General features: G+C 72.3%; 13 protein-coding genes and 1 pseudogene. 4 read left to right on the plus strand and 10 right to left on the minus strand.

The window, feature by feature from the left end; genetic code table 11:
• Nucleotides 1–64 precede the first annotated feature (64 nt).
• The 3 genes and pseudogenes from HF526_RS24015 to HF526_RS37525 form a co-directional block, all read right to left on the minus strand.
• Nucleotides 65–274, minus strand: coding sequence for a helix-turn-helix domain-containing protein (locus HF526_RS24015; RefSeq protein ID WP_169383827.1), 210 nt, complete (start codon nucleotides 272–274; stop codon nucleotides 65–67).
• A 599-nt stretch (nucleotides 275–873) separates the two neighbouring features.
• Complete coding sequence (locus HF526_RS37520) at nucleotides 874–1,848, minus strand: ABC-F family ATP-binding cassette domain-containing protein (RefSeq protein ID WP_420821650.1); 975 nt, start codon at nucleotides 1,846–1,848, stop codon at nucleotides 874–876.
• Nucleotides 1,849–1,923: 75 nt separating this feature from the next.
• Nucleotides 1,924–2,475 (minus strand): annotated as a pseudogene (locus HF526_RS37525) (ATP-binding cassette domain-containing protein); the annotation flags it as partial.
• Nucleotides 2,476–2,639: 164 nt separating this feature from the next.
• On the opposite strand from HF526_RS37525, the gene HF526_RS24025 reads away from it, so the two are divergent.
• The 4 genes from HF526_RS24025 to HF526_RS24040 all read left to right on the plus strand — a co-directional run bounded on the left by HF526_RS24025 (nucleotide 2,640) and on the right by HF526_RS24040 (nucleotide 6,331).
• Nucleotides 2,640–3,431, plus strand: a complete 792-nt coding sequence (locus tag HF526_RS24025) for an SDR family oxidoreductase (RefSeq protein WP_169383829.1) — start codon at nucleotides 2,640–2,642, stop codon at nucleotides 3,429–3,431.
• A gap of 41 nt (nucleotides 3,432–3,472) precedes the next feature.
• Nucleotides 3,473–4,684, plus strand: a complete 1,212-nt coding sequence (locus tag HF526_RS24030) for a lycopene cyclase family protein (protein ID WP_169383830.1) — start codon at nucleotides 3,473–3,475, stop codon at nucleotides 4,682–4,684.
• Between the two features lie 113 nt (nucleotides 4,685–4,797).
• Nucleotides 4,798–5,247 (plus strand): universal stress protein, encoded by a 450-nt coding sequence (locus HF526_RS24035; RefSeq protein WP_169383831.1) that lies wholly within the window; start codon nucleotides 4,798–4,800, stop codon nucleotides 5,245–5,247.
• A gap of 22 nt (nucleotides 5,248–5,269) precedes the next feature.
• Entirely contained in the window at nucleotides 5,270–6,331 is a 1,062-nt protein-coding gene (locus HF526_RS24040) for an adenylate/guanylate cyclase domain-containing protein (protein ID WP_338051704.1), read from the plus strand.
• 54 nt (nucleotides 6,332–6,385) lie between these two features.
• Here HF526_RS24040 and HF526_RS24045 read toward each other — a convergent pair whose 3' ends face one another.
• From HF526_RS24045 to HF526_RS24075, 7 genes are read right to left on the minus strand one after another with little or no spacing between them, the layout of a single operon-like run.
• The gene (locus HF526_RS24045) at nucleotides 6,386–6,829 is read right to left on the minus strand and encodes a metal-sulfur cluster assembly factor (protein ID WP_169383832.1); all 444 of its coding nucleotides are present in this window, start codon (nucleotides 6,827–6,829) and stop codon (nucleotides 6,386–6,388) included.
• A complete protein-coding gene (gene sufU / locus HF526_RS24050; protein WP_169383833.1) occupies nucleotides 6,826–7,293 on the minus strand; it encodes a Fe-S cluster assembly sulfur transfer protein SufU in 468 nt (155 codons plus the stop codon). The genes HF526_RS24045 and sufU overlap by 4 nt, the downstream gene beginning before the upstream one ends.
• Nucleotide 7,294: 1 nt before the next feature.
• Entirely contained in the window at nucleotides 7,295–8,587 is a 1,293-nt protein-coding gene (locus HF526_RS24055) for a SufS family cysteine desulfurase (RefSeq protein WP_169383834.1), read from the minus strand.
• The gene (gene sufC, locus HF526_RS24060) at nucleotides 8,584–9,351 is read right to left on the minus strand and encodes a Fe-S cluster assembly ATPase SufC (protein WP_169383835.1); all 768 of its coding nucleotides are present in this window, start codon (nucleotides 9,349–9,351) and stop codon (nucleotides 8,584–8,586) included. Before sufC ends, HF526_RS24055 begins: the two co-directional genes overlap by 4 nt.
• 41 nt (nucleotides 9,352–9,392) lie before the next feature.
• Nucleotides 9,393–10,583, minus strand: coding sequence for a Fe-S cluster assembly protein SufD (gene sufD / locus HF526_RS24065; protein WP_169383836.1), 1,191 nt, complete (start codon nucleotides 10,581–10,583; stop codon nucleotides 9,393–9,395).
• Nucleotides 10,580–12,007: a Fe-S cluster assembly protein SufB gene (gene sufB, locus HF526_RS24070; protein WP_169383837.1), complete on the minus strand. Its 1,428-nt coding sequence runs from the start codon at nucleotides 12,005–12,007 to the stop codon at nucleotides 10,580–10,582. The genes sufD and sufB overlap by 4 nt, the downstream gene beginning before the upstream one ends.
• Complete coding sequence (locus tag HF526_RS24075; RefSeq protein WP_169383838.1) at nucleotides 12,004–12,774, minus strand: helix-turn-helix transcriptional regulator; 771 nt, start codon at nucleotides 12,772–12,774, stop codon at nucleotides 12,004–12,006. Before HF526_RS24075 ends, sufB begins: the two co-directional genes overlap by 4 nt.
• Between the last annotated feature and the right edge of the window lie 156 nt (nucleotides 12,775–12,930).

Below are 12,930 nucleotides of genomic sequence, written 5' to 3' on the forward strand. Positions count from 1 at the left end.
GCGAGCGCACGCTACCCCGCGGCCACCCGCCCGGGCGGGCTCGGGGCCGGAGCGAGTTCGGCGGCTACTTCTTCTTCGAGCGCGTGGCCCCGCCACGGCCGCGCAGGGTCACGCCGGTCTCGCTCAGGACCCGGTGCACGAACCCGTAGGACCGCCCCGTCTGCTCGGCGAGAGCCCGGATGCTGGCCCCCTTCTCGTACTTCTTGCGCAGATCGGTGGCGAGTTTGTCACGCTGGGTGCCGGTGATCCGGGCGCCCTTCTTCAGGTCGGCCACGTCTGTTGACCTCCAATGCCCCACCGCGGAGGACCGCGGACCGGAGCCGGTCGGCTCATCGGTGCGGCAATGATCGACCACGCGCCGCCGTGTCGCCAGGAGATCGACTCAATGATCGGTGAACGGTTCGGCCGAACGGATCACTCGCACGAGTGATCATGGTCGCACGGTGTATCGCGGATGGTCATTCGGCGGCCACCTCGCTGTCACCGGCCGTGGATCTCCATCCCCACAACGGAACCGCCGCGTCGCCGTCGGTAGGTCGTTCGGCCCCGACTTGTACGCGTTCGGGTCCGCACGAACCGCAACGGGCCGCCACGGTCGCCGACCCCGAGGCCGCAGCCGTACAGCTCGCGGCCACCGGCTCCGCACCGACGATCACCGCGGCGGAGCCGTCCGAGACGGCCCGAAATGTCGGACCCCGCACCTACCGTCCTCCCGATCGCCGCCGCGGAACGCGTCCCGGCGTCAGGCATCTGCTCGCCCTGGCCTGGATCTCGGCCGGGCTCGTCGCCGTACCCGGCGCAGGGGACGTGGAGTGGTGTCCCCGGCTCAGCGCGCCGGACGGCACCGCACCGTGAGACCGGTCGCCGGCGGCCTCAGGCGAGCTGCACGAGCTCCAGGTAGTCGGCCGACCAGAGGTCCTCGGTGCCGTCGGGCAGCACGATCACCTTGTCCGGGTGCAACGCCTCGACCGCGCCCGGGTCGTGCGTCACGAGCACCACGGCCCCGGTGAACCGGCGCAACGCGTCGAGCACCTGCTCCCGACTCGCCGGGTCCAGGTTGTTGGTGGGCTCGTCGAGCAGCAGCACGTTCGCCGCGCTGGAGACCAGCCCGGCCAGCGCGAGCCGCGTCCGCTCCCCGCCGGAGAGCGTGCCGGCCGGCTGCTGCAGCTGGTCGCCGGTGAACATGAAGGATCCGAGCAGGGTGCGAAGCTGTTGCTCCGGGGTGTCCGGGGAGGCGTGCCGCACGTTCTCCCAGACGCTCGCGTCGAAGTCGAGGGTGTCGTGTTCCTGGGCGTAGTAGCCCACGCGCAGCCCGTGCCCGGGCACGACCTGGCCGGCATCGGGATGCTCGGTACCGGCCAGCATCCGCAGCAGCGTCGTCTTCCCGGCGCCGTTGAGCCCGAGCACGACGACCTTGGAACCGCGGTCCACCGCGAGGTCGACACCGGTGAACACCTCGAGCGAGCCGAACGCCTTGCTCAGTCCCTCGGCCGTCATCGGGGTCTTGCCGCACGGCGCCGGGTCCGGGAAGCGGATCTTGGCCACCCGGTCGGCCTTACGGGTCGGCTCCAGGCCGGCGAGCAACTCGTCGGCGCGCCGGGCCATGTTCTTCGCCGCGACGGCCTTGGTCGCCTTGGCGCCCATCTTCAGTGCCTGGGTGTGCAGCACCGCCGCCTTCTTCTCGGCGTTGGCCCGCTCCCGGCGGCGGCGCTTCTCGTCGGTCGCGCGCGCCTCCTGGTAGCGCTTCCAGTTCATGTTGTAGGCGTCGACCTCACCGCGGGTGGCGTCGAGGAACCACACCTTGTTCACCACGTCTGCCAGCAGGTCGGTGTCGTGGCTGATCACCACGAGACCGCCCTCGTGGGACGACAGGAACGAGCGCAGCCAGGTGATCGAGTCGGCGTCGAGGTGGTTGGTGGGCTCGTCGAGCAGCAGCGTCGTGGCGCTCGGCGCGCCCCCGCCGCCACCGTCGGAGGCCGCGAACAGGATCCGGGCGAGCTCGACCCGGCGGCGCTGCCCACCGGACAGCGTGGAGATCGGCTGGCCGAGCACCCGGTCGGGCAGGCCGAGGTGGGCGCAGATCCGGGCGGCCTCGCTCTCCGCGGCGTACCCGCCGAGCGCGGAGAACCGCTCCTCGATGCGGCCGTACTCGCGGACGGCCTTCTCGTTCTGCGCGCCGTCGACGAGCTCGGCCATCTCGTTCTGCGCCTTCTCCATCTTGCGCAGCAGCTCGTCGAGCCCCCGGGCGGACAGCACCCGGTCCTTCGCGGTGACGCTCAGGTCGCCCTCACGGGGGTCCTGGGGCAGGTAGCCGACGGGGCTGTTCGCGCTCACCGTCCCGGCGTACGGGACGCCCTCCCCGGCCAGCACCCGCATCGAGGTGGTCTTACCGGCGCCGTTGCGCCCGACCAGCCCGATCCGGTCGCCCGGCTGGACGCGCAAGGTGGCTCCGGACAGCAGGATCCGTGACCCGGCCCGCAGCTCCAGGTCGGTGGCGGTGATCACGAGAGAGACTCCAGAAGGTCCGGACGGTAGGAGACAGGTAGACATCGGCACGGCCGAGCGGCCGCTACCCGATCCGGATCACAGCTCCAGCTTACCGGCCGGTGCGAAACGATTTCCGAAGTAGGGTCGCGCCCATGACCGACATCACGACCTCTGGGGATCTCGCCGGCCGGGCCGCCCTCGTCACGGGCGCCAGCCTCGGAATCGGCTACGCGATCGCCGCCGAACTGCTGCGCCGCGGCGCCTCGGTGACCATCACCGGGCGCAAGCCCGAGCAGCTGGCCACCGCCGTCGACACGCTCGTCGCCGACGCGGCCGGCGGGGACAAGGGCCGCGTGCTGGGCATTGCGGGCAACGCGGGCTCCGCGCAGTCGCGTGAGGAGGCGGTGACGCGCACCGTCGAGGCCTTCGGCAGCCTCGACATCCTGATCAACAACGCCGGCATCAACCCCGTCTACGGGCCGCTGATGAACGCCGACCTCGACGCCGTCCGCAAGATCTTCGACGTCAACGTCGTGGCCGCGCTGGGTTTCGTGCAGCTCGCCCACAAGGCCTGGATGGGCGAGCACGGCGGCTCGGTGGTCAACATCGCGTCGGTGGGCGGGCTGCGTTCCACCGGTGTGATCGCCGCCTACGGCGCGTCGAAGGCGGCGCTGATCCGGCTCACCGAGGAACTCGCCGCCGAGCTCGGCCCGGCGATCCGGGTCAATGCCGTGGCCCCGGCCGTGGTGAAGACCAAGTTCGCGACCGCGCTCTACGAGGCCGACGAGGAGGGGGTCGCCGCGGCGTACCCGCTCAAGCGCCTCGGCGAGCCCGAGGACGTCGCGTCGGTCGTCGGGTTCCTGGTGTCCGACGCGGCGGGCTGGGTCACCGGCGAGACCGTCCGGATCGACGGCGGCGCGCTCGCCAGCGGCAAGCTCGGCTGAGCCGGCGCGCGGGCCGCGCCGGGAACAGGTAGAACTGGCCGGTGCCGACCGACGACGTGCTGGTGGTCGGCGGCGGTCCGGCCGGACGGGCGATCGCCGCCGAGTGCGGCCGCCGCGGGTTGCGCACCGCGCTGCTCGACCCGGCGCCGGACCGGCCGTGGCGGGCCACCTACGCCGCGTGGTCGGGCGAGCTGCCGCCGGGCTTCCCGGCCGGGCTGGTGGCCGCCCGCGCGCACGGCCGCGCCATCGCGCTGACCGAGCAGCGGCTGGGCTGGGAGTACGCGGTGCTCGACGTGCCCGCCCTGCGCCGGCACCTCGATGCCGAGCTCGACCGGGCCGGTGTCGAGGTGCGGGCCGGTCGGGCCACGGGCAGCCCCGACCCGCACGGCGTCGCCCTGGCCGGCGGCGGCCGGGCCCGGGCCCGGCTGGTGGTGGACGCCGGCGGGCACCACCAGCCGCTGCGTCCCCGGTCCCGGCTCGCCCGACCGGCCGCCGAGCAGACCGCGTACGGGCTGGTCGTGCCGCAGGATCTGGCCGCCCCGTTCGTCGGGCCCAGCGAGGCACTGTTCATGGACTGGCGTCGTGACCACGGCGAGCCGGGCTGGCCCACCTTCCTCTACGCGGTGCCCCTGGGCGGCGGCGCCGTGCTGCTGGAGGAGACCTCGCTGGCCCGCCGCCCCGGGCTGCCGCTGCCGGTGTTGCGGCGCCGGCTGCTGGCCCGGCTGGCCCGGCACGGCGTCTCCCCCGGTACCGACGCCCGCGCCGAACGGGTGCGCTTCCCGGTGGACGGCGCCCGGCACCGCCACGACACCGCCGTCGCCTTCGGGTCGGCGGCACCGCTCGTGCACCCGGCCACCGGGTTCAGCGTGGCCGCCGCCCTGACCCTGGCCCCGCGGGTCGCCGAGGCGCTGGCCCGGGGGTTGCCGACCGCGCCGGGCGCCGCCCGCACCGCCGCCCGCGACGTCGTGTGGCCCCGGGCCGCCCGCGCCGTGCACGTGCTGCGCCGTCGCGGCCTGGAGGCGCTGCTGCGGATGCCGCCGGACCGGGTGCCCGCGTTCTTCGAGGTGTTCTTCGGCCTGCCGCCGCGGCACCGCTGGGCCTACCTGACCGGGCGCGACGACCTGACCGGCACCGTCGCCGCGATGAACGCGCTGTTCGGCCGCTCCGGGTGGGCGCTGCGCGGGCGGCTCGTCGGGCCGGCGCTGCTGCCCCCGGCCCCCGGCCTGGACGCCCCGGCGACCCGGGCCGGGTGACTACCGCGGTGCCGGGTGCGCGGCCGTGAGCTACAAGCGGTAACTTGCCCTTCACTGAAGGTCACCGCACTGGACGTCATTACCGAGAACGTCGTCACCGCCGGAGGCTCCCCATGTCCGCCTACAACACGATCGTCGTCGGCACCGACGGCTCGACCACCTCGTTCGCCGCGGTCGAGCGGGCCGCGGCCGTGGCCCGGGACAGCGACGCACAGCTGATCATCGTCTCCGCCTTCACCCCGGCCAGCCGCGACGAGACCGTCGAGGCCGAGGACGCGCTCAAGGACGAGGCCTACCTGGTCCGCGGCTGGACCCCGGCCGAGGAGGCGCTGCGCTCCGCCGAGGACAAGGCCGTCGCCGTCGGCGCCAAGAAGATCAAGACGCAGGCGGTGGACGGCGCGCCGGTCGACGTGCTGCGGGGCGCCGTCACCGAGCACGGCGCCGACCTGCTCGTCGTCGGCAACCGGGGGCTGAACACCCTCAGCGGCCGGCTGCTCGGATCGGTCCCCTCGGACGTGGCCCGCCGGGCCGGTGTGGACGTCCTCATCGTCCACACCACCTGACACCCGCCTCGCGACCACGCCGGTGAGTGCCGACCCACCGAACTGGCTCGACGCGCTCGACGAGCTGCTGGACGCCGCCAACCGCGGCGAGGTCCGGCGGCTCGACGAGTCGCTGCCACTCGCCGCCGCGCTCGAGGAGATCGTGCTCGGCGCCCCGCGGCGCTACACCCGGCCCGAGGTCATCGAGCGCGCCAGCCTGGACCTCGAGGAGGGCCGGCGGCTCTGGCGGTCGCTGGGCTTCCCCGAGGTGGGCGACAGCGACGTGCTGTTCACCGAGCGCGACATCGAGGCGGCCCGGCTGATGTCGCAGCTCACCGAGGTCGGGATCCTCGCCCCGGACGTCCGGGAGGCGGTCGCCCGGGCTGTCGCACAGGCCATGTCCAGGCTCGCCGAGTGGCAGGTCGGCATGCTCACGCAACTCGTCGCCGACCAGGCCGACGGGGTATCACCGCAACAGTCGCTCGAGCTGGCCTCGGCGATACTGCCCACGCTCGAGACGCTGCAGACCTACATCTGGCGCCGGCATCTCGCCGCCACCGTCTCCCGGGTGGTCGTCGGGCGCGACGCGGACGACACCTGGCCGCTCACCGTCGGGTTCGCCGACATGGTCGGCTTCACCCGCACGACACGCCGGCGCTCCACCACCGAGCTCAGCGAGATGATCGAGCGGTTCGGGTCCAGCACCACCGACGTGATCGCCGAGGGCCGCGGGCGGATCATCAAGACCGTCGGCGATGAGGTGCTGTTCGTGGCCGACGACATCGCCGACGCCGCCGCCATCGCGCTGGCCCTGCAGGACCGGGTGCGGGCCGAACCCTCGCTGCCCGCGCTGCGCATCGGCCTGGCTGCCGGCGACGTGCTCGTCCGGTTCGGCGACGTCTACGGCGAGGTGGTCAACATCGCCGCCCGGCTCACCACCCACGCCCGGCCCGACTCGGTGCTGGTCGACCGCGCGGTCGCCACCGCGCTCGCCGACGACCCGCGGTTCCAGATCCGGCAGCTGCGCCCGCTGAACGTGCGCGGCTACCGGCACCTGCAGCCCTTCCTGCTGCGCCGCGGCGAGCACCCGGGCTCCCCGACCTGACGCGATCCGCCTGCCCCCACCCCCGCCGACACCACGAATCGGGGCCGGGTGGGCTCAGACCCGGAAGCCGAGGGCGCGCAGCTGTTCGCGTCCGTCCTCGGTGATCTTCTCGGGGCCCCACGGCGGCATCCACACCCAGTTGATCTTGATGTCGTTCACCAGGCCACCGCCGGGACCCGTGGTGAGCGCCGCCCGCGCCTGCTCCTCGATGACGTCGGTCAGCGGGCAGGCCGCCGAGGTCAGCGTCATGTCGATGACCGCGGTGCCCGACTCCACGGCGAGGCCGTAGACCAGGCCGAGGTCCACGACGTTGATCCCCAGCTCGGGGTCGACCACGTCGCGCATGGCCTCCTCGATGTCGTCGATCGAGGGGTCCTCAGCCCGCTGGGCCGGCGGCTCGGGCATGCCGGCAGCGCCGCGCACGACCTCCTCGGTGGCCGTCGGGTTCTCGGGGCCGGCGCTCGAGCCCGCAACCCACTCTTCGGCGGTCTCGCTCATCGGTCCACTCCCTTCTCTGCTTCGTCGCTGCCGACCCGGACGAGCGCGTCCTTGAACGCCATCCAGCCGAGCAGCGCGCATTTCACCCGCGCCGGGTACTTGGCCACCCCGGCGAAGGCCACACCATCGCCGAGCACGTCCTCGTCCGGCTCGACCTTGCCACGGCCCTGTGCCATCTCCTGGAAGGCCGCGAGCACCCGCATCGACTCCTCGACGGACTGACCGACCACCAGGTCGGTCATCACCGAGGTCGCGGCCTGGCTGATCGAGCAGCCGAGCGTCTCGTAGGAGACGTCCTCGACCTTCTCCCCCGAGGCATCCAGCTTCACCCGCAGGGTGACCTCGTCACCGCACGTCGGGTTGATCTGGTGCGACTCCGCGTCGAACGGCTCCCGCAGACCGGCCCGGTGCGGCGACCGGTAGTGGTCCAGGATGATCTCCTGGTACATCTGCTCGAGCTGCATCTCAGGCGACTCCGAAGAACTCACGCGCGGCCCGCACGCCGTCGGCGAGCTGAGCCACCTCGTCCGGGGTGTTGTAGACGTGGAACGACGCGCGCACGGTGGCGGCCACGCCGAACCGGCGGTGCAGCGGCCACGCGCAGTGATGCCCCACCCGGACCGCGATCCCACGGTCGTCGAGCACCTGGCCGACGTCGTGCGCGTGCACCCCGTTGACCACGAACGACACCGCGCCGCCCCGGTCGGCCAGCGAGTCCGGTCCGATGATCCGCACGCCCGGGATCTCGCGCAGCCCGTCGAGCGCGACCTTGGTCAGCTCCAGCTCATGGGCGTGCACCCGGTCCATGCCGATCTCGTTCAGGTAATCCACCGCGGCGGCGAGCCCGACGGCCTGCGAGGTCATCGGCACGCCCGCCTCGAACCGCTGCGGCGGCGGGGCGTAGGTCGAGCCCTCCAGCCGCACCAGCTCGATCATCGACCCGCCGGTGAGGAACGGCGGCATCGCGTCGAGCAGCTCGGCCTTGCCGTAGAGCACACCGACGCCGGACGGGCCCAGCATCTTGTGCCCGGAGAACACCGCGAAGTCGACGTCCAGCGACGTCAGGTGCACCGGCATGTGCGGCACCGACTGGCACGCGTCGAGCACCACCAGGGCGCCGACGGCGCGGGCCCGGCGGACCAGCTCCGCCACCGGCGCCACGGTGCCCAGCACGTTGGACTGGTGCGCGAACGCGACGACCTTGGTCCGGTCGGTCAGCTCGATCGAGTCGAGGTCGAGCCGGCCCTCCTCGGTCACCGAGTACCAGCGCAGGGTCGCCCCGGTGCGCCGGCACAGCTCCTGCCACGGCACCAGGTTCGCGTGGTGCTCCAGCTCGGTGATGACGATCTCGTCGCCGGGGCCGAGCGCGAACCGCGCGGAGTCGGCCCCGAGGCCGGTCCGGATGCTGGAGTTGCCCATCGCGTAGGCGATCAGGTTGATGCCCTCGGTGGCGTTCTTGACGAACACCATCTCGCCCGGGTCGGCCCCGACGAACGCGGCGATCCGCGCCCGGGCCGACTCGTAGGCGTCGGTGGCCTCCTCGGCGAGCTGGTGCGCGCCGCGGTGCACCGCCGCGTTGTGCTGCTCGAGGAACGACCGCTCGGCGTCGAGCACCTGGCGGGGCCGCTGCGCGGTGGCCCCGGAGTCCAGGTACACCAGCGGACGGCCGCCGCGCACGGTGCGCGACAGGATCGGGAAGTCCGCGCGGAGCTTCGCGAGATCCAGGCCCGTGCCGGTGCGGGCCTGCACGGCGGTCACGACGCGACCTCGGCTCCCGCCCCGTACTTCACGTAGCCGTGCTCCTCCAGCTCGTGCGCGAGGTCGGCACCGCCGGACTCGACGATGCGGCCGCCGGCGAACACGTGCACGACATCCGGGGTGATGTGCTTGAGGATGCGCGTGTAGTGCGTGATCAGCAGGACGCCGACGTCACCGGAGGCCTTGTAGCGGTTGACCCCCTCGGAGACGACCCGCAGCGCGTCGACGTCGAGACCGGAGTCGGTCTCGTCGAGGACGGCGATCTTCGGCCTGAGCAGCGAGAGCTGCAGCACCTCGTGGCGCTTCTTCTCACCGCCGGAGAAGCCCTCGTTGACGCTGCGGTCGGCGAACGCCTGGTCGATCTCGAGGTCGTCCATCGCGGACTTGACCTCCTTGACCCAGGTGCGCAGCTTCGGCGCCTCGCCGCGCACCGCGGTGGCCGCGCTGCGCAGGAAGTTCGCCATCGACACGCCGGGGACCTCGACCGGGTACTGCATGGCCAGGAACAGGCCGGCCCGGGCGCGCTCGTCGACGGTCATCGCGAGGACGTCCTCACCGTCGAGCAGGACCTGGCCGCCGGTGATCTCGTACTTCGGGTGCCCCGCGATCGCGTAGGCCAGGGTGGACTTGCCGGACCCGTTCGGGCCCATGATCGCGTGGGTCTCGCCGCCGCGGACGGTCAGGTCGACGCCGCGCAGGATCTCCTTGGCGCCGCCCTCGGCCGCGACCGAGACGTGCAGGTCCTTGATCTCCAAGGTGGACATGTGTGTCAGAACTCCGTGGTCTGTGGTGGGTGCGGAACGGCTCAGACGCCGGTGATGCTCAGCTCGGCCTCGATCGCGGCTTCGAGGCGCTCGCGCAGCTCGGGCAGGGCGATCTTGTTGAGGATCTCGCCGAAGAACCCGCGGACCACCAGCCGCCGCGCCACGTCCTCGGGGATGCCGCGGCTCTGCAGGTAGAACAACTGCTCGTCGTCGAACCGGCCGGTGGCGCTGGCGTGACCGGCGCCGGCGATCTCGCCGGTCTCGATCTCCAGGTTCGGCACCGAGTCGGCGCGGGCGTGCTGGGTGAGCACCAGGTTGCGGTTGAACTCGAAGGTCTCGGTGTTCTCCGCGGCGGCGCGGATCAGCACGTCGCCGATCCACACCGTGTGCGCGTCGGTGGTCCCGGCCTTGCCCTGCAGGGCGTTCTTGTAGAGCACGTTGCTCGTGCAGTTCGGGACCGAGTGGTCCACCAGCAGCCGCTGCTCGAGGTGCTGGCCGGCGTCGGCGAAGCCCAGGCCGACCAGCTCGGCGTCGCCGCCGGGACCGCGGTAGGACACGACCGGGCTGATCCGCACCAGGTCGCCGCCCAGGGCCACCGAGGTGACCCGCAGGGTGGCGTCACGGCCGACGGACAGGTGCTGGGCGCCCACGTGCACGGCGTCGTCGGCCCACTCCTCGGTGACCACGACGGTCAGCCGGGAGCCGTCGCCCAGCACGATCTCGAGGTTGTCGGCCAGCGCGCCCGAGCCGCGGTGCTCCAGCACCACGGTCGCCTCGGTGTGGGGCGTGGTGCGCAGCTGCAGGTGGGACGCGGCGGTGGCGTCGGCGCCAGGCCCGGTGACGGTGATCGTCACCGGCTCGGGGGCGCCGTCCAGGGTGACGACGGTGGCCTCGCGGAACGCCGACCACGCGGCGGCGGCGATGCGGTCGGCCGGGGTGCCGGCCTCGCCGATCCGCGCGTCGTCACGGCCCACCGTCTCCACGGTGACGCCCTCGGCGGCACCGGTGACCTCGAGGGTCACCGTGCCGTCGAGTGCCGCGGTGCCGTCGTGCAGTCCGCGCAGCCGCTTCATCGGGGTGAAGCGCCAGTTCTCCTCGCGGCCGCCCGGGACCTCGAAGGCCTCCACGTCGTACGAGGTGAACCGCTCGCCCGCCGAGGCGGCCGGCACCTCGCCGGAACCCTTCTTGGCCCCGGCCAGCTCCGGGGCCAGCCCGGAAACAACGTCGGTCATCCGACCGAACCCTCCATCTGCAGCTCGATGAGTCGGTTCAGCTCCAGCGCGTACTCCATGGGCAGCTCGCGCGCGATGGGCTCGACGAACCCGCGCACGACCATGGCCATGGCCTCGTCCTCGGTCAGGCCGCGCGACATCAGGTAGAACAGCTGGTCGTCGCTGACCTTGGACACCGTGGCCTCGTGCCCCATCGACACGTCGTCGGTGCGCACGTCCACGTACGGATAGGTGTCGCTGCGGCTGATCGTGTCGACCAGCAGCGCATCGCACTTCACCGTCGAGCGCGAGTTGTGCGCCCGCGCGTTGACCTGCACCAGACCGCGGTAGGAGGTCCGGCCGCCGCCGCGCGCCACCGACTTCGAGATGATCGTCGACGACGTGTTCGGCGCCATGTGCACCATCTTCGCGCCGGCGTCCTGGTGCTGGCCCTCGCCCGCGAACGCGATCGAGAGCACCTCGCCCTTGGCGTGCTCGCCCATGAGGAACACGGCCGGGTACTTCATCGTGACCTTGGAGCCGAGGTTGCCGTCGACCCACTCCATGGTCGCGCCCTCTTCGGCCTTGGCCCGCTTGGTGACCAGGTTGTAGACGTTGTTCGACCAGTTCTGGATCGTGGTGTAGCGGCAGCGGCCGCCCTTCTTGACCACGATCTCGACGACGGCCGAGTGCAGCGAGTCCGACTTGTAGATCGGCGCCGTGCAGCCCTCGACGTAGTGCACGTAGGCACCCTCGTCGACGATGATCAGCGTCCGCTCGAACTGGCCCATGTTCTCGGTGTTGATCCGGAAGTAGGCCTGCAGCGGGATGTCGACGTGCACGCCCGGCGGCACGTAGATGAACGACCCGCCCGACCACACGGCCGAGTTGAGCGCGGAGAACTTGTTGTCCCCGGAGGGGATCACCGAGCCGAAGTACTCCCTGAACAGCTCCGGGTGCTCACGCAGGCCGGTGTCGGTGTCCAGGAAGATGACGCCCTGCGCCTCCAGGTCCTCGCGGATCTGGTGGTAGACGACCTCGGACTCGTACTGCGCGGCGACACCGGCGACCAGGCGGGCCTTCTCGGCCTCCGGGATGCCCAGCTTGTCGTAGGTGTTCTTGATGTCCGCGGGCAGGTCGTCCCAGGACGCGGCCTGCTTCTCGGTGGACCGCACGAAGTACTTGATGTTGTCGAAGTCGATCCCGGAGAGGTCGGAACCCCACCGCGGCATCGGCTTGCGCTCGAACAGGTTGAGCGCCTTGAGCCGGAAGTCGAGCATCCACTGCGGCTCGTTCTTCAGCGCGGAGATGTCGGCGACGACGTCGGCGGACAAGCCGCGACGTGCAGCTGCACCGGCGGCGTCCGAGTCGGCCCAGCCGAACTCGTAGCGGCCGAGCGTCGCGAGCGTCTCCTCCTGGGTGAGTGCCTCAGGAGCGGTCGTCATTCGGACTGCCTCCCTCTCGGGACTGTGGTGGTCGTTTCGAACCGCCGGAAGAGTTCGGGCCCATCCAGCGGGACGTGTGTGGTGCACGCGGAGTCCCCGCGTGCGATGGTGGCCAGCCGCTGCACGTGCGTGCCCAGCAGCTCGGCGAAGGCTCGGGTCTCGGCCTCGCAGAGCTCCGGGAACTCCGCGGCGACGTGCGCCACCGGGCAGTGGTGCTGACACAGCTGCACGCCGTGGCCGGCCTCCCGGGCCTGCGCAGCGTAGCCGCGGTCGGTGAGCACCTCGGCCAGGGCGTCGGCTCGCGCATCGGGGGTCTCGGCGGCGGCGATCCGCTCGGCCTCCGGGGCCAGCAGCTCGGCGACCCGGCTCCGGGCGAACGCGATGACCGCGTCCTCCCCTGCGGTCTGCGCGATGTAGCGCAGCGCGGCGGTGGCCAGATCGTCGTAGCCGTGACCGAAACGCATCCGGCCGGCGTCGGTGAGCAGGTACTGCCTGGCCGGCCGGCCGCGGCCGCGCGGGCCGCGCCGGGACGCCTGCCGGGCCTGCGCCTCACCGTCGGCGATCAGCGCGTCGAGGTGGCGGCGCACCGCGGCCGCGGAGAGCTCCAGCTCGGCGGCCACCGCCGCGGCGGTCACCGGGCCCTGCTCCAGCAACAGCCGGGCCACGGCGAACCGCGTGCCGCCGTCGGCGGACGACGGCACGGGATCGACGCCGTGCACGGAAGGTGCACGGTCCTCGACCACGTCGCTGCGTCCAGCTGTTTTCACAACACCAGTGTTGCGTATATTGCCGACATCGGCAAAGGCGGCCTCCCTCCGGGTGAGCGGCGTCACGGCCCCCACCGGTCGCTACGCTGCGCTTATGGCTGCACCGGGGCTCGATCCGTCAGGGGTCGGCCCTGGACTCACCTCAGGGCGCCCCGC

Source organism: Pseudonocardia acidicola, assembly GCF_012911935.1.
GTDB classification, from domain to species: domain Bacteria; phylum Actinomycetota; class Actinomycetes; order Mycobacteriales; family Pseudonocardiaceae; genus Pseudonocardia; species Pseudonocardia acidicola.

Excerpts from the sequence above, each read along its gene's own strand:
- sufC (WP_169383835.1), bottom strand. The coding sequence starts at position 9,351 with ATGTCCACCTTGGAGATCAAGGACCTGCACGTCTCGGTCGCGGCCGAG.
- sufU (WP_169383833.1), bottom strand. The coding sequence starts at position 7,293 with ATGCAGCTCGAGCAGATGTACCAGGAGATCATCCTGGACCACTACCGG.
- HF526_RS24035 (WP_169383831.1), top strand. The coding sequence starts at position 4,798 with ATGTCCGCCTACAACACGATCGTCGTCGGCACCGACGGCTCGACCACC.
- HF526_RS24025 (WP_169383829.1), top strand. The coding sequence starts at position 2,640 with ATGACCGACATCACGACCTCTGGGGATCTCGCCGGCCGGGCCGCCCTC.
- HF526_RS24045 (WP_169383832.1), bottom strand. The coding sequence starts at position 6,829 with ATGAGCGAGACCGCCGAAGAGTGGGTTGCGGGCTCGAGCGCCGGCCCC.
- sufB (WP_169383837.1), bottom strand. The coding sequence starts at position 12,007 with ATGACGACCGCTCCTGAGGCACTCACCCAGGAGGAGACGCTCGCGACG.
- sufD (WP_169383836.1), bottom strand. The coding sequence starts at position 10,583 with ATGACCGACGTTGTTTCCGGGCTGGCCCCGGAGCTGGCCGGGGCCAAG.